The organism is Streptomyces cinnabarinus, assembly GCF_027270315.1.
Taxonomy (GTDB): Bacteria; Actinomycetota; Actinomycetes; order Streptomycetales; family Streptomycetaceae; genus Streptomyces; species Streptomyces cinnabarinus.
Genome location: NZ_CP114413.1, coordinates 3,785,547 through 3,809,976 on the forward strand (window position 1 = coordinate 3,785,547; position 24,430 = coordinate 3,809,976).

At 70.5% G+C, this 24,430-nt stretch carries 20 protein-coding genes; 12 read left to right on the forward strand and 8 right to left on the reverse strand.

The genetic code is table 11. The features are described from left to right. Nucleotides 1-194 precede the first annotated feature (194 nt). From STRCI_RS16950 to STRCI_RS16965, 4 genes are all read left to right on the forward strand, one after another. Entirely contained in the window at nt 195-1,322 is a 1,128-nt protein-coding gene (locus tag STRCI_RS16950; protein ID WP_269659791.1) for an LCP family protein, read from the forward strand. A gap of 228 nt (nt 1,323-1,550) precedes the next feature. Then, the gene (locus STRCI_RS16955) at nt 1,551-3,272 is read left to right on the forward strand and encodes an LCP family protein (RefSeq protein WP_269659792.1); all 1,722 of its coding nucleotides are present in this window, start codon (nt 1,551-1,553) and stop codon (nt 3,270-3,272) included. 219 nt (nt 3,273-3,491) lie between these two features. Beyond that, on the forward strand, nt 3,492-5,207 hold the full coding sequence (locus STRCI_RS16960) for an LCP family protein (protein WP_269659793.1): 1,716 nt from the start codon (nt 3,492-3,494) through the stop codon (nt 5,205-5,207). A gap of 120 nt (nt 5,208-5,327) precedes the next feature. Then, complete coding sequence (locus tag STRCI_RS16965; protein WP_418953346.1) at nt 5,328-6,908, forward strand: LCP family protein; 1,581 nt, start codon at nt 5,328-5,330, stop codon at nt 6,906-6,908. A gap of 30 nt (nt 6,909-6,938) precedes the next feature. Here STRCI_RS16965 and STRCI_RS16970 read toward each other — a convergent pair whose 3' ends face one another. Continuing rightward, nucleotides 6,939-7,970, reverse strand: a complete 1,032-nt coding sequence (locus STRCI_RS16970; RefSeq protein ID WP_269659794.1) for a glycosyltransferase family 2 protein — start codon at nt 7,968-7,970, stop codon at nt 6,939-6,941. Between the two features lie 127 nt (nt 7,971-8,097). Between STRCI_RS16970 and STRCI_RS16975 the strand changes: the two genes are divergently transcribed. From STRCI_RS16975 to STRCI_RS16985, 3 genes are all read left to right on the forward strand, one after another. Further along, on the forward strand, nt 8,098-9,549 hold the full coding sequence (locus tag STRCI_RS16975; RefSeq protein ID WP_472926749.1) for an LCP family protein: 1,452 nt from the start codon (nt 8,098-8,100) through the stop codon (nt 9,547-9,549). Between the two features lie 122 nt (nt 9,550-9,671). After that, on the forward strand, nt 9,672-10,502 hold the full coding sequence (locus tag STRCI_RS16980; RefSeq protein WP_269659796.1) for an SAM-dependent methyltransferase: 831 nt from the start codon (nt 9,672-9,674) through the stop codon (nt 10,500-10,502). A 179-nt stretch (nt 10,503-10,681) separates the two neighbouring features. After that, on the forward strand, nt 10,682-13,381 hold the full coding sequence (locus STRCI_RS16985; RefSeq protein WP_269659797.1) for a S8 family serine peptidase: 2,700 nt from the start codon (nt 10,682-10,684) through the stop codon (nt 13,379-13,381). A 45-nt stretch (nt 13,382-13,426) separates the two neighbouring features. Here STRCI_RS16985 and STRCI_RS16990 read toward each other — a convergent pair whose 3' ends face one another. Beyond that, nucleotides 13,427-14,695 carry an LCP family protein gene (locus STRCI_RS16990; protein WP_269659798.1) on the reverse strand — a complete coding sequence of 423 codons (1,269 nt, stop codon included), beginning with the start codon at nt 14,693-14,695 and terminating at the stop codon, nt 13,427-13,429. Nucleotides 14,696-14,814: 119 nt separating this feature from the next. On the opposite strand from STRCI_RS16990, the gene STRCI_RS16995 reads away from it, so the two are divergent. After that, a complete protein-coding gene (locus STRCI_RS16995) occupies nt 14,815-15,372 on the forward strand; it encodes an acyl-CoA thioesterase (RefSeq protein ID WP_269659799.1) in 558 nt (185 codons plus the stop codon). Nucleotides 15,373-15,428: 56 nt separating this feature from the next. On the opposite strand, the gene STRCI_RS17000 is transcribed toward STRCI_RS16995, so the two are convergent. After that, the gene (locus STRCI_RS17000) at nt 15,429-16,586 is read right to left on the reverse strand and encodes an acyl-CoA dehydrogenase family protein (protein WP_269659800.1); all 1,158 of its coding nucleotides are present in this window, start codon (nt 16,584-16,586) and stop codon (nt 15,429-15,431) included. 191 nt (nt 16,587-16,777) lie between these two features. On the opposite strand from STRCI_RS17000, the gene STRCI_RS17005 reads away from it, so the two are divergent. Next, the gene (locus STRCI_RS17005; protein WP_269659801.1) at nt 16,778-18,121 is read left to right on the forward strand and encodes a UDP-glucose dehydrogenase family protein; all 1,344 of its coding nucleotides are present in this window, start codon (nt 16,778-16,780) and stop codon (nt 18,119-18,121) included. Between the two features lie 177 nt (nt 18,122-18,298). On the opposite strand, the gene STRCI_RS17010 is transcribed toward STRCI_RS17005, so the two are convergent. Next, nucleotides 18,299-18,799 (reverse strand): CGNR zinc finger domain-containing protein, encoded by a 501-nt coding sequence (locus STRCI_RS17010; protein WP_269659802.1) that lies wholly within the window; start codon nt 18,797-18,799, stop codon nt 18,299-18,301. An 88-nt stretch (nt 18,800-18,887) separates the two neighbouring features. Here STRCI_RS17010 and STRCI_RS17015 point away from each other — a divergent pair, with 88 nt between their 5' ends. Next, nucleotides 18,888-19,247: a VOC family protein gene (locus STRCI_RS17015; RefSeq protein WP_269659803.1), complete on the forward strand. Its 360-nt coding sequence runs from the start codon at nt 18,888-18,890 to the stop codon at nt 19,245-19,247. A gap of 17 nt (nt 19,248-19,264) precedes the next feature. After that, nucleotides 19,265-19,657, forward strand: a complete 393-nt coding sequence (locus STRCI_RS17020) for a VOC family protein (protein ID WP_269659804.1) — start codon at nt 19,265-19,267, stop codon at nt 19,655-19,657. Between the two features lie 3 nt (nt 19,658-19,660). Here STRCI_RS17020 and STRCI_RS17025 read toward each other — a convergent pair whose 3' ends face one another. The 4 genes from STRCI_RS17025 to STRCI_RS17040 form a co-directional block, all read right to left on the reverse strand. Further along, complete coding sequence (locus STRCI_RS17025; RefSeq protein ID WP_269659805.1) at nt 19,661-20,800, reverse strand: dipeptidase; 1,140 nt, start codon at nt 20,798-20,800, stop codon at nt 19,661-19,663. 131 nt (nt 20,801-20,931) lie between these two features. Beyond that, nucleotides 20,932-22,110 (reverse strand): dipeptidase, encoded by a 1,179-nt coding sequence (locus STRCI_RS17030; protein WP_418953464.1) that lies wholly within the window; start codon nt 22,108-22,110, stop codon nt 20,932-20,934. 5 nt (nt 22,111-22,115) lie between these two features. Further along, complete coding sequence (gene purE, locus STRCI_RS17035) at nt 22,116-22,637, reverse strand: 5-(carboxyamino)imidazole ribonucleotide mutase (RefSeq protein WP_269659807.1); 522 nt, start codon at nt 22,635-22,637, stop codon at nt 22,116-22,118. After that, on the reverse strand, nt 22,634-23,773 hold the full coding sequence (locus tag STRCI_RS17040; protein ID WP_269659808.1) for a 5-(carboxyamino)imidazole ribonucleotide synthase: 1,140 nt from the start codon (nt 23,771-23,773) through the stop codon (nt 22,634-22,636). The genes purE and STRCI_RS17040 overlap by 4 nt, the downstream gene beginning before the upstream one ends. A gap of 128 nt (nt 23,774-23,901) precedes the next feature. Here STRCI_RS17040 and STRCI_RS17045 point away from each other — a divergent pair, with 128 nt between their 5' ends. Next, nucleotides 23,902-24,426 (forward strand): GtrA family protein, encoded by a 525-nt coding sequence (locus STRCI_RS17045; protein ID WP_269659809.1) that lies wholly within the window; start codon nt 23,902-23,904, stop codon nt 24,424-24,426. Nucleotides 24,427-24,430 lie beyond the last annotated feature (4 nt).

The following is a 24,430-nucleotide window of genomic DNA, read 5'->3' on the forward strand; positions in this document are numbered from 1 at the left end:
GCTGACCAGGTCGATCGCCGCGCGGCCCGCTTCGCCGCCCCCACCCCCGCCCCGCCCTTCCCTCCACCCCGCCCCCACCCCTCCCGTCCCCCATTCGGCCCACCACCGCTCACCCCCCACCCGCCATCCACGTCATCGTCGTAAGCGAGACCAGGCAGACACACGCCCGCGCGCCATGAGGGGTGGACGTAGACGTGACGAAGACTGTTGGTGGAGCCCGGGCCAGTGGGGTGGGGCTGATACGACGGCGGAGGAGGCGGTGGGTCCGGGGGGTCGGGGCGGGCGTCGGGGTGGTGGTGCTGGGGGCGGTGGTGGCCGGGTGGGCCGTGTACGTGAAGCTCGACGGGAACATCACCCCGGACAGCGCGGCCGCCGAGGAGCTGGCCCGGTACGAGGGAGAGCGGCCGACCTCGCTGGTCAAGAACGCCCAGAACATCCTGCTCATCGGGTCCGACTCCCGGTCCGGCGACGAGAACCGGCGCTACGGGCGGGACTCCGGGACCGAGCGGTCCGACACCACGATCCTGTTGCATCTGGCGGCCGGCCGGCGCAGCGCCACCGCCGTCTCCCTCCCCCGGGATCTGATGGTGGACGTGCCCGCCTGTCTACGGCCCGACGGCAGCCGTTCCGAGCCGATGTTCGCCATGTTCAACTACGCCTTCGAGATGGGCGGTTCGGCGTGCAGCATCCGTACCGTCGAGAAACTCACCGGCGTGCGGATCGACCATCACATGGTCGTCGACTTCCGTGGGTTCAAGGACATGGTCGACGCCGTGGGCGGGGTCGAGGTGTGCCTGAAGTCGCCCATCAATGACAAGGCCGCCAAACTCCGGCTTCCCGCCGGGCGCGTGACGCTCGACGGGGAACAGGCCCTCGGTTTCGTGCGGGCCCGCAAGTCGCTCGGGAACGGAAGTGACACCGACCGGATGGACCGGCAGCAGCGATTCCTCGGTGCGCTGGTCAACAAGGTGCAGAGCAATGACGTACTGCTGAATCCGGTGCGGCTCTATCCCCTGCTCGACGCCGCCACGTCCTCCCTGACCACCGATCCGGATCTTGCCAGTTTGCGAGGCTTGTACCAGCTCGTCCGTGGCGTGCGCGACATCCCCACCGAACGTGTGCAATTTCTGACCGTTCCCCGGGAGTCGTATGTCTACAACTCCAATCGCGACCAGCTGATCGAGCCCGAGGCAGAAAGGCTGTTCGAGCGGCTGCGGACCGACACGCCCGTCGAAGTCAGTCAAAAGGGCCCCGCTCGCGACCCCGACTCCCCCGCCCCCACGTTTCGCGGGAACACCGCCGCCCAGCGCACCTGCGAGTAAAGCGCTCACCAAGGCTCACCGGGGCGACGAACCCCTGTTCAGGGAAATGCTCCGTAATGCCCGGTTGTAGGGGCGTGGAAAATGTCACCGGCGTCGCTCGACGCCGAAGAGGGCGGCTAGTGTGAGCGACCCGGTGCACCCGGCCTCCTGGTCGCGCACTGTTTGACCGAGACCGAGCGCCTGAAGGGGGAAGGCGCCGCGTGGCCCCGACGGAGGATTCGGACAATCGTGGACGCGCAAGGCCGTGGGCGGGCGGACAACATCGATCCCGCAGACCAGTGGGTACTCAACCCGAACACCGGTGAATACGAACTGCGACTGGGCCCTTCCGCAGCGCAGTCGGCCGTGCCGGGCCCCCGCGGCCCCCGCAGAACCGCCTCCCGCACGGCGACGCCCGTGCGCGAGCCGCGTCCCGGACGTGATGTCCCGCCGCCGCGGCGGCGGCGCGGCGTGCCCGAGGAGCCCCTGCCGACCCGGCGCGGACGGCGGCCGGAGAAGAAGTCCAAGGTCAAGAAGTTCCTGTTGTGGACCGGCGGGTCCATGGCCTTTCTGCTGATCGCCACCGCCGGCGCCGGGTATCTCTACCTGGAGCACCTCAACGACAACATCGACTCCGTCCCGGACGACGGCGCGAGCACGGGTGGCTTCAAGAAGGACCAGGCCATCAACATCCTGCTGATCGGCACGGACAAGCGCACCGGCTCCGGCAACGAGGGCTACGGCGACAAGAACAGCGCCGGCCACGCCGACACCACGATCCTGCTGCATGTCTCCAAGGACCGGTCGAACGCCACCGCGCTGAGCATCCCCCGGGACCTGATCGTCGACATCCCGGACTGTCCCACGACGCAGGAGGACGGGTCCAAGGAGGTCATCGCCGGGTCCACCGGCGTCCGCTTCAACACCAGCCTCGGCCAGAGCGGCCGTACGCCCAGCTGCACCATGCGGACGGTGACGGAGCTGACCGGGATCACCCCGGACAACTTCCTGGTCGCCGACTTCAACGCGGTCAAGACGCTGACCAGCGCGGTCGGCGGGGTCGAGGTGTGCCTGGCGAAGGACATCGACGACCCCGACTCGCATCTGAAGCTGTCCAAGGGCACCCACACCATCGAGGGCGAGCAGGCGCTGGCCTTCGTGCGCACCCGGCACTCGGTGGGCTTCGGCGGCGACCTGAGCCGGATCGGCATCCAGCAGCAGTTCCTCGGCTCGCTGATGCGCAAGCTGAAGTCCAACGACACCCTCACCAGCCCGACCAAGATGGTGAAGCTGGCGGAGGCGGGCACCGAGGCGCTCACCGTCGACTCCACGCTCGACAGCATCGGCAAGCTGAAGGACCTCGGTCTTGAGCTGGGCAAGCTCAACACCGAGAACCTGACGTTCACCACGGTTCCGGTGATCGACAACCCGGCCGAGACAGTGAAGGCGACCGTCGTCGTCAACGAGACGACCGCCCCCGAAGTGTTCGACATGATCAAGAACGATGTGTCGTTCACGGAGGTCAAGGCACAGAAGAAGAAGGAGAAGGCCGCCGTCGCCGCCCGCCTCAAGGGCACCAAGGCGGACGCCTCCGAGGTGCGCGTGCGCATCCTCAACGGCGGCGCGGAGTCCGGCAGCGCCCAGGACACGCTGACCTGGCTCCAGACCGAGGAGGGCGTCACCAAGTCCGAGAACGCGGGCAACGCTCCGGAAGCCCTGGCGAAGACGACCCTGGAGTACGCGCCCGAACAGGCCGACCAGGCACGGCGGCTGGCGGACATCCTGGGTCTTTCCGGGGCCGCGATGAAGCCCGGCGAGAGCGTCACCAATTCCCAGGGGCTGCCCACGATGACGCTCACCCTGGGCAAGGACTTCAAGGGTGCCGGGGTCCCGCTCACCGGGTCGTCGTCGGGCAAGACTCCCGAGGGCGTGGACAAGTCCACCGCGGATCAGGTCGAGTGCGCCAAGTGACCTGACCTGACCGGTCAGTTCAGGGAACGCGACCGCTTCGTTCAGGGAAATGGAACGAATTGACCGCTTGTAGGGACACCGGAATCGGTTGTACGCACGTGGAATTTCTCACCGCCGTCCCTCGACGCCGAAGTGTGCGGATAGTGTGAGCGATCCGGTGCATCGGGCCGTGCGGCGTTTTCCCGCGCGGCGCCTTCCCGACGGAGGATTCGGACAACCGTGGACGCAGGCCGTGGGCGGTCGGAGAACATCGACCCCGCAGACCAATGGGTACTCAATCCGAACACCGGCGAATACGAATTGCGACTGAGCCCTTCCGCACCGCAATCACCGAGACCCCGGCAGTCCCCCGTCCCCGGCCCCCGCAGCCGCCCAGGCGCCACCACGGCCGAGCCCACCGCCCCCGGCCGCGACGTTCCACCGCCGCGCCGACGGCGGGGCGCGCCCGAGGAGCCGTTGCCGGGGCGGCGCGGACACCGGCCCGGGAAGCCGAAGTCGAAGGCCAAGAAGGTGCTGCTGTGGACCGGCGGCTCCATGGCGCTGGTGCTGGTCGCCGTCGCCACCGGCGGTTACCTCTACCTCCGGCACCTGGAAGGCAACGTCGACACGATCGACGTCGGTGACGCGGGCGCGAGCAACTTCCGCAAGGACGAGGCCTTCAACATCCTGATCATCGGCACCGACCGGCGCACCGGTGAGGGCAATGAGGGCTACGGCGACAAGAACAGCGTCGGGCACGCGGACACCACGATCCTGCTGCACGTCGCCAAGGACCGGTCGAACGCCACCGCGATGAGCATTCCGCGCGACATGGTCGTCGACATCCCGGAGTGCACGACGAAGCTGGAGGACGGCACCGAGAAGGCCATCCCCGGCCTTCAGGGCGTGCGCTTCAATCGCAGCCTCGGGGAGAGCGAGCGGGATCCCGGCTGCACCATGAACACGGTCAAGGCGTTCAGCGGCATCCAGCCCGACCACTTCATGATGGTCGACTTCAACGCCGTGAAGACCCTGACGACGGCCGTGGACGGGGTCACGGTGTGCCTGAACCGCCCCATCAAGGACGACAAGTCCAAACTCGACCTGCCCGAGGGCGAGTCGAAGATCGAGGGCGAGGAGGCGCTCGCCTTCGTCCGCACCCGCAAGGCGTACAGCAACAGCAGCGACCTGGACCGCATCAAGGTGCAGCAGCAGTTCCTGGGCTCGCTGATGCGCAAGATGTCCTCCAGCGACACCCTGACCAACCCCAAGAAGCTGATAAAGCTGGCCGAGGCCGCCACCGAGGCGCTGACCGTGGACAAGGCCATCGGGAAGGCCACCACGCTCAAGGACGTGGCCCTGGAGCTGAAGAAGGTGCCGCCGAAGAACATCACCTTCACGACGGTCCCGGTCAAGGACAACCCGGCCGAGGTCATCAAGGCGACGGTCGTCCCGAACGAGAATGCGCCCCAGGTCTTCGACATGATCAAGAACGATGTGTCGTTCACGGAGGTCAAGGCGCAGCAGAAGAAGGAGAAGGCCGCCGTCGCCGCCCGTCTCAAGGGCACCAAGGCGGACGCCTCCGAGGTGCGGGTACGCGTCCTCAACGGCGGCGCGGAGTCCGGCAGCGCCCAGGACCAGCTCACGTATCTCCAGACGCAGGAGGGCGTGACCAAGTCCGAGAACGCGGGCAACGCGGGGGCGGAACAGGCGAAGACGACCCTGGAGTACGCTCCTGACCAGGCAGCTCAGGCACGCCGGCTGGCGGAGATCATGGGTCTGTCCGGTTCCGCGATGAAGCCCGGCGAGAGCGAGCTCAACTCCCAGGGTCTGCCGACGATGACGTTGATCCTGGGCAAGGACTTCAAGGGCGCGGGCGTGAAGCTCGACTCCTCCTCGGTGAAGACGCCGAACGTGGAGAAGTCGACGGCTGACAAGGTCCAATGCGCCGGTTGAACCTCTGAGGCGACCTGACGGGCCTGTCGAACGTCTTCTGACATGACGTACGACAGGCCCCGTTCCATGGCGCGCGGGTGGGGCGGTTCGACCGGCAAGGGTGGGGAGGGACGGTAAGTGATGCAGAGCAGCGTGCGGGAGGCCGCTCCGGTCGCCGAGGGGGGCGGCGCGGGGACGGTCGACGGCGGGGAAGGCATGGGCGGTCGCCGCAGAGGGCGGCCGGGGCGCGGGCGGCGGTTCATGAAATGGTCCGCGACCGTGCTCGCGGTGCTGATAGTGGGGACGGCCGGTGCCGGGTACCTCTACTACCGCCATCTGAACGGCAACATCAAGCACGACGACCTGAACCTGGGGGACAACAAGGTTGCGAAGCCGACGCCGAACGCCGCCGGGCAGACGCCGCTGAACATCCTGCTCATCGGCTCCGACGCGCGGGACACCGAGGAGAACCAGAAGCTCGGCGGCGCCAGGGAGACCTTCGGTACGCCGCCGCGGGCGGACGTGCAGATGCTGCTGCACCTGTCGGCCGACCGCTCCAACATGTCGGTCATCAGCATGCCGCGCGACACCCTCGTGCAGATCCCCAAGTGCACCGACCCGGACGACGATGAGGTGTACCCGGCGAGCGACGGGCGGGTGGCGACGAACCAGAGCCTGCGGCACGGCGGTCCGGGCTGCACGGTGGCGACCTGGCAGGAGCTCACCGGCATCCACATCGACCACTTCATCATGGTCGACTTCGCGGGCGTGGTGTCGATGGCGGACGCCATCGGCGGCGTCCCGGTGTGCGTGGACGCCAACATCGAGTCGCGCGACAGCCAGGGCCACGGCTCCGGTCTGAAGCTGGAGGAGGGCACGCACCCGATCAAGGGCGAGCAGGCCCTGCAGTGGCTGCGCACCCGCTACGGCTTCGAGGACGGCAGCGACCTCGCCCGGGCCAAGGCGCAGCACATGTACATGACCTCGATGGTCCGCGAGCTGCGTGAGAACGCCACCCTGAGCAGCCCGATGAAGCTGCGCCGGCTCGCCGAGGAGGCCACCGACGCGCTCACCGTCGACCCGGGTCTGGACGACGTCAAGAAGCTGTTCGACCTCAGCAACGAGCTGCGGAAGGTGGACCCGAAGCGCATCACCATGACCACGATGCCGAACCGGTACGTGGGCGTGCAGGTGGAGCCCACCGAGGACGCCGAGCAGCTGTTCCGGCTGGTGCGCGAGGACATCGCGCTGGACGGCAAGGACAAGAAGAAGGCGAAGGCCGAGGAGAAGCTCTCCGACGATCCGGCGGCGCCCGACGCCGAGCTCGGCGTCCAGGTCCAGAACGGCACCCGCACCGACACCCTGGCCCCGGCGGGCGGCCGGGCGAGCACGGTCGCGGGCCTGCTCGTCGACCAGGGCTTCGCACTGGCCGCCGCGGACGGCTCGGTGGTGCTGAGCGAGGACCGTACGGTCGTCCGCTACCCGAGCGCGGAGCTGGAGGGCGACGCCCAGCGGGTCGCCAAGTCCCTGGGGATTCCGCTGAGTTCAGTGAAGCGCTCGACGGAGGTCACGGGGGTGACGCTCGTTGTCGGCGCCGACTGGCGCGAGGGTACGGCGTACAAGGCGCCGAAGCGGGACGACAAGCTGCCCGACGCCGACAAGGCCCTCAACGGCGCCGACGAGGACGCCTGTATGCACGTGAACCCGGCCTTCACCTTCTAGGGGGCGGGCCGGGTTCGACGGGTGCCGTGGTCAGCTTCCGGTGGTGACCACGGCGGGGCGGCGGGAGGCGATGACCTTGCGGGCCAGGGAGCGGGGGCTGGTCAGGAAGCCCCAGCCCCAGGACATGTGCATGGTGGCGAGGGCCACCGGGATCTGGAGCCGCGCCTTCAGCGGCAGGCCCTTGCCCGCCGGGACCGAGCCCAGGACGATCGCCGCGAGATAGCCGCCGGGGATCACCAGGCCCAGCGGGTTCAGCAGCACGCCCACGAGCAGGCCCGCCGCGATCGCGCACACCGCGGTCGGCGGGGCGAGGTAGCGCAGGTTGATGGAGCCCTCGTGGTAGCGGGCGACGACATGCCGCCAGCGGCCGTAGTCCTTGTACTGCTTGGCGAGGGCGCGCATGGAGGGGCGGGGCCGGTACGACACCTTCAGCTCGGGCGAGAACCAGATCAGCCCGCCCGCCTCGCGGATCCGGAAATTCAGCTCCCAGTCCTGGGCGCGGATGAACTCGACGTTGTAGCCGCCCTGCCGCTCCAGCGCCTCGCGCCGGAAGACGCCGAGGTAGACGGTCTCGGCCTCGCCCGCCCGGCCACCGGTGTGGAAGACGGCGTTGCCGACGCCGATCTTCGACGTCATCGCGGCGGCGACCGCGTGCTCCCAGTCGTTCTCGCCCTCGGCGTGCATGATGCCGCCCACGTTCTGCGCGCCGGTCTCCTCCAGGAGCCGCACGGCGGTGGTGATGTAGTTCGGCGAGAGCATGCCGTGACCGTCGACCCGGACCACGATCGGGTGGCGGGACGCCTTGATCGCGGCGTTGAGCGCGGCGGGCGTACGGCCGGTGGGGTTCGGGACCGTGTGGACGCGGGAGTCCTCGGCGACGAGCTGGGCCGCGATCTCGTCCGTACGGTCCGTGGACGGACCGAGGGCGATCACGACCTCCATCTCGCCGGCGTACTCCTGCGCGAGGATCGCTTGGACTGCTCCGCGCAGATGCCGCTCCTCGTTGAGGACGGGCATGATGACGGACACGGCGGGGAGCTGCACGTCGGGATTGGCGTTCATAGGGGGCTCACGTTACCGCGAACGGGGGACACCGGTGCGCCCCGCCCGGGGCGGTGCCCCGGGCCACAGATCGTATGGGCCTACGGTGCTCAAGATCCCACGTACGGCCCTCGCGGAGGTGTCCCCCATGCCCACGCCGCCCCGCTCCCCCGCCAGACCTCCGCAACGACGCCCCCGGCCCCCCGTCCGGCGGAAGAAGCCACGCTGGGCCATGCGGGCGGTGACCACGCTGTCGGTGGTGGTGCTGGCGTCCGCCGGGATCGGGCACGCGGTGCTGACCGGCCTGGACGCGGACATCGCGCGGGTCGACCCGTTCAAGGACATGAAGAACCGGCCGCGGGCCGGGCACGGGATGAACGTGCTGCTGGTCGGCACGGACGGACGGGACCGGATCTCGGAGGCGCAGCGGCGCGAGTACCGGCTGGGCGGGGCGCCCTGCCACTGCACCGACACGATCATGATCGTGCACATCTCGGAGGACCGGGAGCGGGCGAGTGTGGTGAGCCTGCCGCGGGACTCGTACGCGATGACTCCGGCGCATCTCGACGAGGTGAGCGGTGAGCGACACCACGGGCATCCGCTGAAGCTGAACGCGGCGTACGCGGAGGGCGGGCCGCAGCTGACGGTGCGGACGGTGGAGTCGATGACGCGGGTGAAGATCGACCACTATCTGGAGGTCGACTTCACGAGCTTCATGAAGACGGTGGACGTGCTCGGCGGGGTGAAGGTCTGCACGGCTCAGCCGCTGAAGGACTCGTACACCGGCCTCGACCTCCCGGCGGGCACGCACGCCCTGAACGGCGGGGAGGCCCTGCAGTACGTGCGCGCCCGGCATGTCGACGGGGCCTCCGACCTCGGGCGGATGCAGCGCCAGCAGCGGTTCCTGGCCGCGCTGGTGGAGCGGGCGACCTCGTCCGGGATCCTGCTGAACCCGATGAAGTTCCGGGACGTGACCCGGGCGGTGCTGGGGTCGGTGCGGGCGGACAAGGGCTTCGGCACGGACGAGCTGCTGGATCTGGGCCGGGCGATGCGGAACTTCTCCCCCTCCTCGTCGGAGTTCACCACGGTGCCGATCGGGCAGATGGGATACGCCGTGAAGGGCGTGGGCTCCACGCTGCGCTGGGACGCCACGAAGTCCCAGCGGCTCTTCAAGGCACTGCGGGACGACAAGCCGCTGGCCGCGCACCGGCCGGCGCCGAGGAGCGCCGCGGTGAAGGTGGCCGTCGCGCCGGAGCAGATCCGGGTCCAGGTGGAGAACGGGACGTCCACGGCGGGCCTCGGCAAACGCATGGACTCCGCCCTCGCGGCGACCGGCTTCCGCACCAGCCGGGCGCCGGTGAACGCGGCGGAGCGGACGGTACGGCGGACGGTGGTGGCCTACGACCCCCGCTGGGACCGCTCGGCCAGGTCCCTGGCCGCGGCGCTGCCGGGCAGCGAGCTGCGGGCGGTGAAGGGACTGGGTCCGACGCTGAAGGTGATCGCGGGGTCGGACTTCAAGCAGGTGCGCAAGGTCCGGGCGGCGGAGCCGCCGCGGGCGGAGTCCGGGGTGGTGCGGGGGGACGAGGTGGTGTGCGGGTAGCACGGGCCCGGCGGGAGGCCTGCGTCGTCTCCTGAAGCTTGGTCAAGTACCCGCCACGCTGGCCGAGTTGTGTCTACTTTGGAGCGGAGTCAGACCGCTCGCGCCCGAAGGAGACCAGACCCATGTCCGACCTCACCACGCCATCGCCCGACGACGAGGGCGTGGCCCGCACCGCGCGGCTGCGCACCGACGTCTCCCACTCGGCGCGGATCTGGAACTACTGGCTGGGCGGCAAGGACCACTACCCGGTGGACGAGGAGGTCGGCGACCAGATCCTGTCGTTCGTGCCGGCCCTGCCCCGCTCCGCCGTCGCCGACCGCCAGTTCCTCGCCCGCGCCGTCCGCCATCTCGCCGGGGAGCGGGGCATACGCCAGTTCCTGGACATCGGCACCGGCCTGCCCACCGCCGACAACACCCACGAGGTCGCCCAGCGCGTCGCCCCGGACGCGCGGATCGTCTACGTCGACAACGACCCGCTCGTCCTCACCCACGCGCACGCCCTGCTCACCAGCGCGAAGGAGGGCGCCACCGACTACATCGAGGCCGACGTCCACGACCCGGAGGCGATCCTCGCGGGCGCGGCCCGCACCCTGGACCTCACTCAGCCGGTCGCCATCACCATGCTGGGCATCCTGAACTTCGTCCTGGACACCGACGAGGCCGCAGCCATCGTCCGCCGCCTGCTCGACGCCGTCCCCGCGGGCTCCTACCTGGTCGTGTCCCACCCCACCACCGAGGTGGACGGCGAGGCGATGAAGACGGCGGTGGAGTACTGGAACAGCCAGGGCTCGGCCGCCATGACCCTGCGCAGCCGCGCCGACCTGGTCCGGCTCTTCGAGGGCGTGGAGCTGCTGGAGCCCGGCATCGTCTCCTGCTCCCGCTGGCGCCCCGACACCCCGGACGCCGAGATCGTCGAGGTCACGCACTTCGGGGGCGTGGGCCGCAAGCGCTGACGCGCTACGTCGCCCCGGCCCCGCTCCGTCGGCCGCTCGGCGTATCTCGTGCGCCTTCCCGGTCGCTCGCCTAGGCGGCCCGTGCGGGCAGGAGGAGGGTGGTCCCGCACGGTCGCCGGCCCCCGCCTCGGCGGCGGCGGCCCAGGGCGACACCTCACGAGCGCCAACGGGGGCACCTCATGAGCACACCTGACCAACCGGCGGATCTCAGCTACGTCGACAAGGCCGGCGGCGGCCTGCGGAACTTCCGACCGTCCGGGACCGAGGCCATGGTCCGGCTGCCGTCCGACGCCACGGGCGCGACGGTGGACCGCCTGGTCGCCGCCCGCCCACTGCTCTCCGTCAGCCAGGGCTACAACCTCGACCGCGGTTTCGCCGCGGTCTACCTGAACCCGGCCGCCGACACGGACGCGGCGGCCCTCACCGACGAGCCGGACGTCCTCGGCTCGCTCCCGGTGATGATCGACGAGCACGGCGCGTCCCGGTACTTCGTGCCCGGCGAGTTCACCGTACGGTTCCGCGCGGACGTCGACCGGGAGCGCGCCGAGCGGATCATCGCCGAGCACGGCAGCAGCGTCGCCGTCGCCCAGCGGACCCCGGGGTACTACACCCTGCGGATCCCCGAGGGGGCCGAACTCTTCGCGACCATCAGGGAGTTCTCCGCCCTCGACGAGGTCCGGTTCGCCGAGCCGTCCGAGGCCGGGTTCCACGACGCACAGCCCTATCTGCCCGACGAGCCCGACTTCGAGCGGCTGTGGGGCCTGCGCAACACCGGGCAGACCGTCGACGGCGTCCCCGGCACCGCGGGCGTCGACATCGGCGTCACCGAGGCCTGGGACCACACCCGCGGCCACCCGGACGTCATCGTCGCCGTCATCGACACCGGCTGCGACCTCGACCATCCCGACCTCGCGGCGAACATCCTGCCGCGGGGCGCCGAGGACTGGGACTTCTCCGACGCGGGCGACCCGGTGCCGGAGGACGGCGACGGCCACGGCACCCACTGCGCGGGGACGATCGCCGCGGCCGACAACGACCTGGGCGTGATCGGCGTGGCCCCGGACTGCCGGCTGATGCCGCTGCGGGTGAACCTCACCGCGGGCATGAACCCGAACCGCGCCGACGCCATCGACTACGTCCGCCGCCAGTCCCTGAACCATCGCGACCGGCGCTATGTCGTCAACTGCAGCTGGCGCGCCAACGGCGACCACGCCGGTATCCGCACCGCCGTCCAGGACGCGGTCGCCGCCGGTGTGGTGATCTGCTTCGCCGCGGGCAACGCCAACAACAACACCGACGTGACGCCGCAGTTCCCCGGCGTGTACCCCGAGGTCATCGCGGTCGCCGCGCTGGACTCGGCGGGCCGCCGGGCGGGCTTCTCCAACTTCGGCACGAACGTCGACGTGTCCGCCCCGGGCGTCACCGTCTGGTCGACGTACCTGAACGGCAACCACCGCTTCCTGGACGGCACGTCGATGGCGAGCCCGCATGTCGCGGGCGTCGCGGCCCTGGTCTGGTCCCGCAACCTGGAACTGACCGGCGACCAGGTCCGCCGGATCGTCGAGAGCAGTTGTGACGACGTGGACGGGGCCAACCCGGGCTTCGCCGGGATGCTGGGCCGGGGCCGGGTCAACGCCCACCGCGCCGTCACCAGCCCGCTGATCCACCCCGAGCCCGCCCCGTCCGGCACGGACCTCACCGGCGACGGCCGCGCGGACCTCGCCGGCTTCGGCGACGCCGGAGTGTGGGTGGCGCTCAACAAGGGCGACGGCACCTTCACCGAACCCAAGCTGAAGGTCCAGAACTTCGCCTACTCGGCGGGCGGTTGGCGTACGCAGAAACACCCGCGCCTGCTCGCCGACCTCACCGGCGACCGCCGCGCCGACATCATCGGCTTCGGCGACGCGGGCGCCTGGGTCTCCCTGAACAACGGCAGCGGCTCCTTCCAGGCTCCGCGGCTCGTCGTGGAGAACTTCGGCTACGACGCGGGCGGATGGCGGGTGGAGAAACACCCACGCTTCCTCGCCGACCTCACGGGCGACCGCCGCGCCGACATCATCGGCTTCGGCGAGGCGGGCGCCTGGGTCTCCCTGAACCGGGGCAACGCCACCTTCGCCGCCCCACAGCTCATGGTGCCGAACTTCGGCTACAGCGCGGGCGGTTGGCGGGTGGAGAAGCACCCGCGCTTCCTGGCCGACCTCACCGGCGACCGCCGCGCGGACATCGTCGGCTTCGGCGACAAGGGCGTCTGGGTGTCGTTGAGCAACGGCGACGGCACCTTCCAGGGTCCCGAGCTCGTCGTGGAGAACTTCGGCTACGTGGCGGGCGGTTGGCGGGTGGAGAAGCATCCGCGCCTTCTCGCCGACCTCACCGGCGACGGCCGTGCGGACATCGTCGGGTTCGGATACGCCGGGGTGTGGGTGTCCCTCAACAACGGCGACGGCACGTTCCAGAGCCCGCGGCTCGTCGTCGAGAACTTCGGCTACGACGCGGGCGGCTGGCGGACCGAGAAACATCCGCGCTTCCTCGCCGACCTCACCGGCGACCGCAGCGCCGACATCGTCGGCTTCGGAAACGCGGGCGTCTGGGCCGCGCTGAACAACGGCGACGGCACCTTCCAGGACCCGCAGCTCGTCGTCGAGAACTTCGGCCACGACGCGGGCGGCTGGCGGACCGAGAAACACCCGCGCTTCCTCGCCGACCTCACCGGCGACCGCAGCGCCGACATCGTCGGCTTCGGGTACGCGGGCGTCTGGGAGGCCCTCAACGGCGGCAAGGGCGCCTTCGGGGACCCCCGGCTGGTGGTGCGGAACCTCGGCCACGACGCGGGCGGCTGGCGGGTGGAGAAGCACCCGCGGTTCGTCGTGGGCCGGATCTGACGGAGCGGTCCGCCGGGCTCACCGGCCCGGCGGACCCGACACCTCTCAGTTCCCGGAGACGGTGACCTTCTCGTCGTTGTTCAACTGCTCCACCAGCGTCTTCACCTTCGCCTTGTCCCAGACGAGGTTGCCGCCGGAGGATCCGGAGATCGGCATGTTCATGGACTTGCCCTCACCGCCGGTGACACCCTTCATCGCCCAGAACATCGACGCCAGGTCGAACAGCCCCATGTCCTTGTCCACGATGAGCGTGTCCAGACCGGCGCTCATCGTCGGGTACAGCTTGAAGGGGTTCAGCACGGTGCTCGGCGTCGCGGCCTGGTTGGCCAGCGCCGCGAGGAACTTCTGCTGGTTCTTCGTACGGTCCAGGTCGGAGCCGGCCAGCGCGTACCGGGTACGGACGAAGGCGAGCGCCTCCTCGCCGTTCAGGGTCTGCTTGCCCTCCGCCAGGTCGGCGCCGGACTTGGAATCCTTGATGCCGCCCTTGGGAATCTCGATCTCCACGCCGCCGACCGCGTCCACGATGTTCGCGAAGCCCGCGAAGCCGATCTCGACGTAGTGGTCGATGTGCAGACCGGTGTTGAACTCGACCGTCCGCACCAGCAGCTCGGGGCCGTCCTCGGCGTAGGCGGCGTTCAGCTTGGTGTGCCGGCCCGTGCCCGGGTAGGTCTTGCCGGACTCCGAGCCCACGAAGGTGGGGATCTCCACGTCCGAGTCACGGGGCAGCGAGATCAGCGTCGGGCCGTTGTCCCCGGTGTGCAGGATCATCATCGAGTCGGTGCGCTTGCCCTCGGCGGACCCGGTGTGCAGCTTCTTCTTCTCCTCGGCGGACATGCCGGCGCGGCTGTCCGAGCCGACGATCAGGTAGTTCGTGCCCTCGCCCGCCTCCGGCCGCTCGATGACCTTGGACAGGTCGACCTCACGGTTGAGCTTGGAGTCGGCCCAGAAGTAGGTGGCGACGGTGGTGACGACGAACACGGTGACGACCGTGATCGCGGTCCACTTGATCCGGCGCCGCCAGTTCGGCGCGGGCCGCGGCTCGTACATGTCCCCGCCGCGCCCCTGGCCACCACCACCGCCGTAGACCTGGCCGGTGTTGTAGCCGCTGTCATAGCCGTCCTGGCCGTGGCCATCGTCGTACGGCTGCTGCGACGGCACACCGTACGGCGGAGCCGACTGGCCCCCGCCGGGCGCCGCCGGGCCGCGCCGGACCTGCCGCATGACGCGTGCGCCATCCGGCTGTGCGCCTGCGCTGCCGTGTCCGTAGCCGCCACCGCGGTTTCCGTCGGACCATCCCTCGGGCCAGTTGTTCATGGGCCCCAGTGTGCAGGGAACGGCTGTGCGTCTTACAAGGGTCGGCGGAAAATAGGGGCACGGCTGTTGCGAACCCAACACAAAATCCCCGGTTCGTCCCTCGGCATAAGGTGGAGGCCATGACACACCAGGTCCCCACGACGCAATCGGGCACGCCGGACATCCCGGGCAAGCCGACGTCCGCGTCCCGCACCACGCTGAGCCACATCATGACCCACAACGACACCAACCTGCTGGGCACGGTGCACGGCGGTGTGATCATGAAACTGGTCGACGACGCCGCCGGCGCGGTGGCCGGACGGCACAGCGGGGGCCCCGCGGTGACCGCGTCCATGGACGAGATGGTGTTCCTGGAGCCGGTCCGGGTCGGCGACCTGGTCCATGTGAAGGCCCAGGTCAACTGGACCGGCCGCACCTCCATGGAGGTGGGCGTGCGGGTCCTGGCGGAGCGCTGGAACGAATCCACCCCGCCCACCCAGGTCGGCTCGGCCTATCTGGTCTTCGCCGCGGTCGACGCCGACGGCAAGCCCCGCGTGGTCCCCCAGGTCCTCCCGGAGACGGAGCGGGACAACCGCCGCTACCAGGAGGCCCAGATCCGCCGCACCCACCGCCTCGCCCGCCGCCGGGCCATCAAGGAACTGCGGGAGAAGCGGGCGGCGGAGGGCATCGAGGACTGAGCGCCCAGCACAACGGCCCCCGGCAGCAGCTGCGCCGGGGGCCGTTGTCCGTTCCGCTACGGCAGGTTGCGCGCCATGACGATGCGCTGGACCTGGTTGGTGCCCTCGTAGATCTGGGTGATCTTCGCGTCGCGCATCATGCGCTCCAGCGGGTAGTCACGGGTGTAGCCGTAGCCGCCGAGGAGCTGGACGGCGTCGGTGGTGACGTCCATGGCCACGTCCGAGGCGAAGCACTTGGCGGCGGCGCCCAGGTAGGTCAGGTCCGCGTCGCCGCGCTGGGAGGCGGCCGCGGCCTGGTAGGTCAGGGCGCGGGCGGCCGAGATCTTCATGGCCATGTCGGCGAGCATGAACTGGATGCCCTGGAAGTCGGCGATCGGCTTGCCAAACTGCTTGCGCTCCTGGACGTAGCCCTTGGCGTAGTCCAGGGCGCCCTGGGCGATGCCGAGGGCCTGCGCGGCGATGGTGATGCGGGTGTGGTCCAGGGTCTTCATCGCGGTCGCGAAGCCGGTGCCCTCCTCGCCGATCATGCGGTCGGCGGGGATGCGGACGTTGTCGAGGTAGACCTCGCGGGTCGGGGAGCCCTTGATGCCGAGCTTCTTCTCCGGGGCGCCGAAGGAGACGCCCTCGTCGCCCTTCTCGACCACGAAGGCGGAGATGCCCTTGGAGCGCTTGGCGGGGTCGGTGACGGCCATGACCGTGTAGTACTCGCTGACGCCCGCGTTGGTGATCCAGCGCTTGACGCCGTTGAGGACGTAGGTGTCGCCGTCGCGGACCGCCTTGGTCTTCATGCCGGCCGCGTCCGAGCCCGCGTCCGGCTCGGAGAGGCAGTAGGAGAACATGCCCTCGCCCTTGGCGAGCGGCGACATGTACTTCTTCTTCAGGTCCTCGGAGCCGGAGATGATCACCGGCAGGGAGCCCAGCTTGTTCACGGCCGGGATCAGGGAGGAGGACGCGCAGACGCGGGCCACCTCCTCGATCACGATGACCGTGGCGAGCGCGTCGGCGCCGGCGCCGCCGTACTCCTCGGGCACGTGCACGGCGTGCAGGTCGTTGGCGACCAGCGCGTCGTGGGCCTCCTGCGGGAAGCGGGCTTCCTCGTCCACCGCGGTGGCGAACGGCGAGATCTTCGCCTCGGCCAGGGAGCGGACGGCGTCGCGGAGCATGTCGTGCTCCTCGGACGGGCGGTACAGGTCGAAGTCAGCCGATCCGGCCAAGGTCTCTCACGCTCCAAAGACGCTGTGATGCTGGCGCTAATTACCGTTAAGTAACTCAAATTTTAGAGCTCCGCCCACGCTGGTGATACGTGAGCTTGGCGACAGCGGGAAAAGTGCCCGGTGGGGCGCACCGCGACGCCCCGACTATGCTCGGGCGCGCACCGCCGCCGCACCACTCAAGGGAGTCCCCCATGGCCCTCAAGCTCACCGTGATCGGCACGGGCTATCTCGGCGCCACCCACGCCGCGGCCATGGCCGAGCTCGGTTTCGAGGTCCTGGCGCTGGACGTGGTGCCCGAGAAGATCGAGATGCTCCGGCGCGGTGAGGTCCCGATGTTCGAGCCGGGTCTGGAGGAGCTGCTGCGCAAGCACGTGGCCGGGATCGAGGGCTCCAGCGGGCGGCTGCGGTTCACCATGGACTGGGCGGAGATCGGCGCGTTCGGCGATGTGCACTTCGTGTGTGTGAACACTCCGCAGCGGCACGGCGAGTACGCCTGTGACATGAGCTACGTCGACTCCGCCTTCGCCTCGCTCGCCCCGCATCTGACCAACGCCGCGCTGGTCGTCGGCAAGTCGACGGTGCCGGTCGGCTCCGCGGACCGGCTCGCCACCTACCTCGCCGAGCACGCGCCGGCCGGGGCGGACGCGGAGCTGGCGTGGAACCCGGAGTTCCTGCGCGAGGGCTTCGCCGTCAACGACACCCTGCACCCCGACCGGCTCGTGGTGGGGGTGCGCAGTGAGCGGGCCGAGAAGCTGCTGCGCGAGGTGTACGCGGCGCCGATCGCGGAGGGCTCGCCCTTCGTGGTGACCGACTTCCCGACCGCCGAGCTGGTGAAGACCTCGGCGAACTCCTTCCTCGCCACGAAGATCTCCTTCATCAACGCGATGGCGGAGGTGTGCGAGGCCGCGGGCGGCGATGTGGCGAAGCTGGCGGAGGCCATCGGGTACGACGACCGGATCGGGAAGAAGTTCCTGCGGGCCGGGATCGGCTTCGGCGGCGGCTGTCTGCCGAAGGACATCCGGGCGTTCATGGCGCGCGCCGGTGAGCTGGGCGCGGACCAGGCACTGACCTTCCTGCGCGAGATCGACTCCATCAACATGCGCCAGCGCGGCCAGATGGTGGAGCTGACCCGGCAGGCGCTGGGCGGCGGGCCCTTCCTCGGCAAGCGGGTCGCGGTGCTCGGCGCGACCTTCAAGCCGGACTCGGACGACGTGCGGGACTCGCCCGCGCTCAATGTGGCGGGCCAGATCCATCTCCAGGGCGGCCAGGTCACGGTCTACGACCCCAAGGGCATGACCAACGCGCGCCGTGTCTTCCCGACGCTCGGCTACGCCGACTCCGCCGTGGAGGCGGTCCGCGGCGCCGATGTCGTCCTGCACCTCACCGAGTGGCGTGAGTTCCGTGAGCTGGACCCGGCGGCGCTGGGCGAGGTCGCGGCGACCCGGCTCGTCCTCGACGGCCGCAACGCCCTGGACCCGACGCTGTGGCGGGCGGCGGGGTGGACGTACCGGGCGATGGGGCGCCCGACCGCGTAGGGCCTGTCCACCGGAGAGTCGCCGCGGCGCCGGGCAGGAAAGGCGACGCCGCTTCGGCCGAGGCTCAGTCGGCCGAAACGGCGTCTTCCCGCATTCTGCCGCACACCGGGGCGCAGTGGCCCGGGAGTCCTCAACAGGCCCTTGCGCCGCGTGTCGTGAAGCGGCGCTTCCGCGCGGCTACTTGGCCCGGTAACGCCGCATTTTCGCCCGCGCCCCGCACACCTGCATCGAGCACCAGCGGCCGCGTCCCGCGGGGCTGCGGTCGTAGTACGCCCAGTGGCAGTCGGCCGCCTCGCATGCCTTCAGACGGGGCCAGGTGCCCGCGACCAGCGACTCGGCCACGGCGGTGGCGATCCGCGAGGTGAGCGCGCGGGGGTTGGCGGCGGTGAGGACCGCCGAGCCGTCGGCCGGGTCGACCGAGAGATGGAGCGCGGCCCGGGAGAGCAGCTCCGTCAGCGGGGTCACGTCGCGGTGCGGGAGGTGACCGGCGTGGGCCAGGAGCGTTGCCCGCAGGGACTCGCGCAGCTCCCGGGCGGCCGGGACCTCCTCCTCGGCCAGCCCCAGGCGCGCCCGGCCGTCCGCGGTGTCCAGCGCGTCGGCGCCCGACTCCAGGTCCAGCGTGTTGACCAGGGACTGGACCAGCTCCAGGGCCCCGGGGGCGGGTGAGCGCGCATTCATGGTTGCGACGTTACCTCCAATGCGAGAGCATGCAGTAACGGCGTTACTGCATGAAGGCCGTTACCAGTAACAACGACCGGAGGAAGTCATGGCTCTCGCCACCCTGGACGTCGTCGTCCTGGACTGTCCCGACCCCACGGCCCTGGCCGGGTTCTACGCCGCCGTCCTCGGCGGCACCATCGAGGACCAGGGAGAGTGGGTGGACCTGAAGCTGCCCAGCGGGACCGGCATGGCCTTCCAGGCCGCCCCCGGCTTCGTACCGCCGAAGTGGCCCTCGTCCGACCACTCCCAGCAGTTCCACCTCGACCTGACCGTGACCGACCTGGACACGGCCGAGAAGGGCGTACTGGAACTGGGCGCCAAGCCCCTGGACACGGAGGACCGCACCCGCAGCTTCCGGGTCTACGCGGACCCGGCCGGCCACCCGTTCTGCCTCTGCGCCGGCTGACCCAGGAGGTCTCCCCCGTGCCGGTCGCCCGCTTCCGCTCGGTCGTGATCGACTGCCCCGAGCCGCTCGCGCTCGCCGAGTTCTACGCGGCGCTCCTCGGCGGCACTCCCCAGGTGCAGGAGGAGGACTGGGTGGTCCTCGAAGCGCCGGGCGTGCCGCGCCTCGCCTTCAACCGGGAGCCGGGCTTCCGGCCCCCGGCCTGGCCCCGCGAGGGCGGCAACGCCCAGCAGTTCCACCTCGACCTCGACGCCGGGTCCACCTGGGCGGACGTCGACGCGGCGGAGCGACGGGTGCTGGCGCTGGGGGCACGGCCGCTGAAGCGGGAGGAGGATCCGGTGGCGGAGGACTTCCGGGTGTACGCCGATCCGGCGGGGCATCCGTTCTGCCTGTGCCGGATCGACCACCCGTAGGGCTCAGCCGTCGAGCTCCGCGATCTGTGCCGTGGACGCCTCCCGGCGCTGCTGGGCCGCCTTGGCGGTGAAGTCGGCGGTGCGCAGGACGCGTTGGATGTTGCCCCAGGTCAGCAGGGACAGGTCGGTCTCCGTCCAGCCTCTGCGGAGCAGTTCGGCGACGAGGTGGGGGTAGCAGGAGGTGTCGGCGAGGTCCTGCGGATGGGCGGTGCCGACGTCGTAGGTGCCGGACAGGCCCACGCACTCGGTGCCCGCGACCCCGCGGACATGGTCGAGGTGGTCGGCGACGTCCCGCACCGAGGGGCCGGTCTGCTCGGCGGTCAGCGGCACCATGCACAGGCCCTTCGCCGCGCCCAGCTCGGCGAGCAGGTCGTCGGGGAGGTTGGCCGGGTGCGGCCGCAGCGCGCGGGCCGCGGAGCGGGTGCACAGGACGGGCGTCTTGGAGGCGGCCAGTGCCCGGCGGATGGTCTGCTCGGAGGCGCCGGAGAGGTCGGCGAGCACACCGAGCCGGTTCATCTCCCGGACCACCTCCTCCCCGAACCGGGTCAGCCCCGCCTCACTGGCCCACGAGGTCCCGGCCAGGGTGAGCACCCTGAGGCCCAGGCTGTGCAGCACGCGCAGGATGGCGAGCGAGTCGTCCAGCGCGGCGGCCGTCGCCGGGCCCAGCAGCACCGCCGCGCGGCCGCAGTTGCGGGCGTCGATGACCTGGCCCGCGGTGCGCGCGAGCCGTAGGCCCTCGGGGTGTGCCGCGATCACCGCGCGCACCAGGTCGAGCTGTTCCAGGGTGGCGGCGACGGCCCGGTCCGCGGCCAGCCCCTCGGGCAGGTGCAGGGAGCAGAACAGCGCGCCGACATGGCCCTGCCGCAGCCGCGGCACATCGGTGTCGACAGCGCTCTCTCCCAGCTCCAGGTCGTACCAGGGCAGGTGGCGCAGCGCCCAGGGCAGTCCGCTGTAGCCGTCGGCGACGGGGTGCGCGACGAGCAGGGCGTGGGCGCGCTCCAGGGGCTCGGCGTCCGGGTCGGCGGGGTCCGGATCGTCGGTGAGCGGAGCGGGCGGCCCGGCCGGGAAGGGGTCGGCCAGCGGCAGCTCGTCGAGCGCGTCGACCTCGGCCGGGGGATGCAGGTCGTCCTGGAGATCTGCCATGGCGGGCTCCGTACGTGCGAGGTGATCGCTGTACGGTCACCGTCGCACGCGTGACCGGGGGCTTCCTGGTGGACGGGGCGTTCGGGGGTCCGCCGGACGGGCGGGGCAGCCGATCGCCCCGCCCGCCTCACTCACGCGTCCAGCGCCTCGATCGTGGCGTGGGACGGCGCGCTCGTGGCCTGGAGGTCACGGGCCACGTCCTCCGCCGCGCCCAGCACCCGCACCGAGTTCTGCCAGGTCAGCTTGGCCAGGTCGGTGTTCGACCAGCCGCGGTCCATGAGCTCCGCGATCAGGTTCGGGTAGCCAGAGACGTCGTTCAGGCCGTCCGGGGTGAAGGCGGTGCCGTCGTAGTCGCCGCCGATGCCGAGGTGGTCGATGCCCGCGACCTCGCGCATGTGGTCGAGGTGGTCCGCGACCGTCGCGACCGTGGCGATCGGGCGCGGGTTGCGCTCCTCGAAGGCGCGGTGCACCTTCATCGCCTCGGCGGTGGTCTCCAGGTGGTGGAAGCCGTGGGCGCGCATGTTCTCGTCCGCCGCAGCGGTCCAGTCGACGGCCGCCCGGAGCACGAACTTCGGGACGAACGTCACCATCGCCACCCCGCCGTTGGCGGGCAGCCGCTCCAGGACGTCGTCCGGGATGTTGCGGGGGTGGTCGCAGACCGCCCGCGACGAGGAGTGCGAGAAGATCACCGGCGCCGCGGTGGCGTCCAGCGCGTCCCGCATGGTGGTCGCGGCGACATGGGAGAGGTCGACCAGCATGCCCTCGCGGTTCATCTCCCGCACGACCGCCCGCCCGAACGCCGACAGACCGCCCACGCCCGGTTCGTCGGTCGCCGAGTCCGCCCAGTCCACGTTGTCGTTGTGGGTGAGCGTCAGGTAGCGGACGCCGAGCGCGTACAGGCCGCGCAGGGTGCCCAGGGAGTTGGCGATCGAGTGCCCGCCCTCCGCGCCCATCAGCGAGGCGATCCGGCCCTCCCGGCGCGCGGTCTCCAGGTCGGCGGCGGTCAGCGCGGCCCGCAGTTCGGCCGGGTGCCGCTCGATCAGCCGCCGTACGCAGTCGATCTGCTCCAGGGTCGCCGGGACCGGGTCGGGCAGGTCGGAGCGGACGTACACCGACCAGTACTGCGCCCCGACCCCGCCCGCGCGCAGGCGGCCGAGGTCGGTGTGGAGATGGGCGCTCTGGTCGGCGGCGATGTCACGGGCGTCGAGGTCGTAGCGGACCTGCTCGCGCAGTGCCCAGGGCAGGTCGTTGTGCCCGTCGACCACGGGGAACTCCCGCAGCAGCTCCCGGGCCGCGTCCACGGAGCCCACGGCCGTCACTTCCCGAAGCCGAAGCCGCTGGACCCCTCGACCTTGGTGCGCAGCCGCCTGCCCTTCTCGGTGGCCTGGTCGTTCAGCTCCTGCTGGAACTCGCGCATCCGGCCGAGCAGCTCCTCGTCCTGGGTGCCGAGGATCCGGGCGGCGAGCAGTCCGGCGTTGCGGGCACCGGCGACCGAGACGGTGGCGACGGGGACCCCGGCCGGCATCTGCACGATGGACAGCAGGCTGTCCATGCCGTCCAGGTACTTCAGCGGGACCGGCACGCCGATCACGGGGAGGGGGGTGACGGAGGCGAGCATGCCGGGGAGGTGTGCGGCTCCGCCGGCCCCGGCGATGATCACCTTCAGCCCGCGCTCGGCGGCCTGCTCGCCGTAGGCGACCATCTCGCGCGGCATGCGGTGCGCGGAGACGACGTCGACCTCGTACTCGATCTCGAAGTCGTCGAGCGCCTGCGCGGCGGCCTCCATGACCGGCCAGTCGCTGTCCGACCCCATGACGATGCCTACAACCGGGCTCATTCGGTGATCGTGCCTCTCAGGTATCCGGCCGCGTGCTGGGCGCGCTCCAGCACGTCGTCCAGGTCGTCGCCGTAGGTGTTGACGTGCCCGACCTTGCGGCCCGGCTTCACGTCCTTGCCGTACATGTGGATCTTGAGCTGGGGGTCGCGGGCCATGCAGTGCAGGTACGCGGAGTACATGTCCGGGTAGTCGCCGCCGAGGACGTTGGCCATCACCGTCCACTTGGCGCGCGGGCGCGGGTCGCCGAGCGGGAGGTCCAGCACGGCCCGCACATGGTTGGCGAACTGGCTGGTGATCGCGCCGTCCTGGGTCCAGTGGCCGGAGTTGTGCGGGCGCATCGCGAGCTCATTGACCAGGACGCGGCCGTCGCGGGTCTCGAACAGCTCGACGGCGAGGTGGCCCACGACGCCCAGTTCCTTGGCGATGCGCAGCGCCATCTCCTCGGCGTGCAGGGCGAGGGCCGGGTCGAGGTCGGGGGCGGGGGCGATCACGGTGTCGCAGACGCCGTCGACCTGACGGGACTCGACCACCGGGTAGGCCACGGCCTGGCCGTGCGGGGAGCGTACGACGTTGGCGGCGAGCTCGCGGACGAAGTCGACCTTCTCCTCGGCGAGCACCGGGACGCCGGCCTTGAAGGGGGCCTCGGCCTCCTCGACGGAGTCCACGACCCACACGCCCTTGCCGTCGTAGCCGCCGCGGACCGTCTTGAGGACGACCGGGAATCCGTCGCCCTCCGCCGCGAAGGCCGCCACGTCCGCGGGATCGGAGACGATGCGGTGCCGTGGGCAGGGCACGCCGATGGCGTCCAGCTTCGCCCGCATCACCCCCTTGTCCTGGGCGTGCACCAGAGCGTCCGGGCCGGGGCGCACGGGGATGCCGTCCGCCTCCAGGGCCCTGAGGTGCTCGGTGGGTACATGTTCGTGATCGAAGGTGATCACATCGCACCCGCGCGCGAAGTCACGCAGCGTGTCCAGGTCGCGATAGTCGCCGAGGACGACTTCGCTCACCACCTGGGCCGCGGAATCCTGAGGGGTGTCACTGAGGAGCTTGAACCTGATGCCCAGCGGGATGCCTGCCTCGTGTGTCATACGAGCGAGCTGGCCCCCGCCGACCATGCCGACTACCGGGAACGTCACGCCCCTAGGGTATCGGCCACGCCGGGAAGGCCGGTTTCGGCGCCTGTGTGCCGGTCCACAGGCAATCGTGCGGAGGGGTGGTTAGCATGGCTTGGTTGACGAAACCGACTGACGGGGGCTTTCACTCCATGGGACGTGGTTCCTCGGGGCTGCTGCGACGTTACGCGCACGAGGTCGCCAAGTTCGGCGCCGTGGGCGGGGCCGGGCTGCTGGTCAACCTCGGTGTCTTCAACCTCGTGCGGCACGTCACCGATCTCCAGGTCGTGCGGGCCAGTGTCATCGCCACGGTCATCGCCATCGCCTTCAACTACGTCGGCTTCCGTTACTTCACCTACCGGGACCGTGACAAGAGCGGCCGCACCAAGGAACTGACCCTGTTCCTGTTGTTCAGCGCGGTCGGACTGGTGATCGAGAACGGCGTGCTGTACGCGGCGACCTACGGCTTCCACTGGGACAGCCCGCTGCAGAGCAACATCTTCAAGTTCCTCGGCATCGGCGTCGCGACCCTGTTCCGCTTCTGGTCCTACCGCACCTGGGTGTTCCGGGCACTCCCGGCCCGCGACACGGTGGCCACCGCGGAATCGTTCCTGGAGGACCCGCCTCCGGTCCAGCGCCGACGCCGCTCCCCGCAGCCGGCGGGCAGGCGCCCGTAAGCCC

What these genes read in the sequence shown, in the direction of transcription:
- STRCI_RS16965 (WP_418953346.1), top strand. Translation starts at nt 5,328, where the DNA reads ATGCAGAGCAGCGTGCGGGAGGCCGCTCCGGTCGCCGAGGGGGGCGGC.
- STRCI_RS16970 (WP_269659794.1), bottom strand. Translation starts at nt 7,970, where the DNA reads ATGAACGCCAATCCCGACGTGCAGCTCCCCGCCGTGTCCGTCATCATG.
- STRCI_RS16975 (WP_472926749.1), top strand. Translation starts at nt 8,098, where the DNA reads ATGCCCACGCCGCCCCGCTCCCCCGCCAGACCTCCGCAACGACGCCCC.
- STRCI_RS16980 (WP_269659796.1), top strand. Translation starts at nt 9,672, where the DNA reads ATGTCCGACCTCACCACGCCATCGCCCGACGACGAGGGCGTGGCCCGC.
- STRCI_RS16985 (WP_269659797.1), top strand. Translation starts at nt 10,682, where the DNA reads ATGAGCACACCTGACCAACCGGCGGATCTCAGCTACGTCGACAAGGCC.
- STRCI_RS16990 (WP_269659798.1), bottom strand. Translation starts at nt 14,695, where the DNA reads ATGAACAACTGGCCCGAGGGATGGTCCGACGGAAACCGCGGTGGCGGC.
- STRCI_RS16995 (WP_269659799.1), top strand. Translation starts at nt 14,815, where the DNA reads ATGACACACCAGGTCCCCACGACGCAATCGGGCACGCCGGACATCCCG.
- STRCI_RS17005 (WP_269659801.1), top strand. Translation starts at nt 16,778, where the DNA reads ATGGCCCTCAAGCTCACCGTGATCGGCACGGGCTATCTCGGCGCCACC.
- STRCI_RS17010 (WP_269659802.1), bottom strand. Translation starts at nt 18,799, where the DNA reads ATGAATGCGCGCTCACCCGCCCCCGGGGCCCTGGAGCTGGTCCAGTCC.
- STRCI_RS17015 (WP_269659803.1), top strand. Translation starts at nt 18,888, where the DNA reads ATGGCTCTCGCCACCCTGGACGTCGTCGTCCTGGACTGTCCCGACCCC.
- STRCI_RS17025 (WP_269659805.1), bottom strand. Translation starts at nt 20,800, where the DNA reads ATGGCAGATCTCCAGGACGACCTGCATCCCCCGGCCGAGGTCGACGCG.
- purE (WP_269659807.1), bottom strand. Translation starts at nt 22,637, where the DNA reads ATGAGCCCGGTTGTAGGCATCGTCATGGGGTCGGACAGCGACTGGCCG.
- STRCI_RS17045 (WP_269659809.1), top strand. Translation starts at nt 23,902, where the DNA reads ATGGGACGTGGTTCCTCGGGGCTGCTGCGACGTTACGCGCACGAGGTC.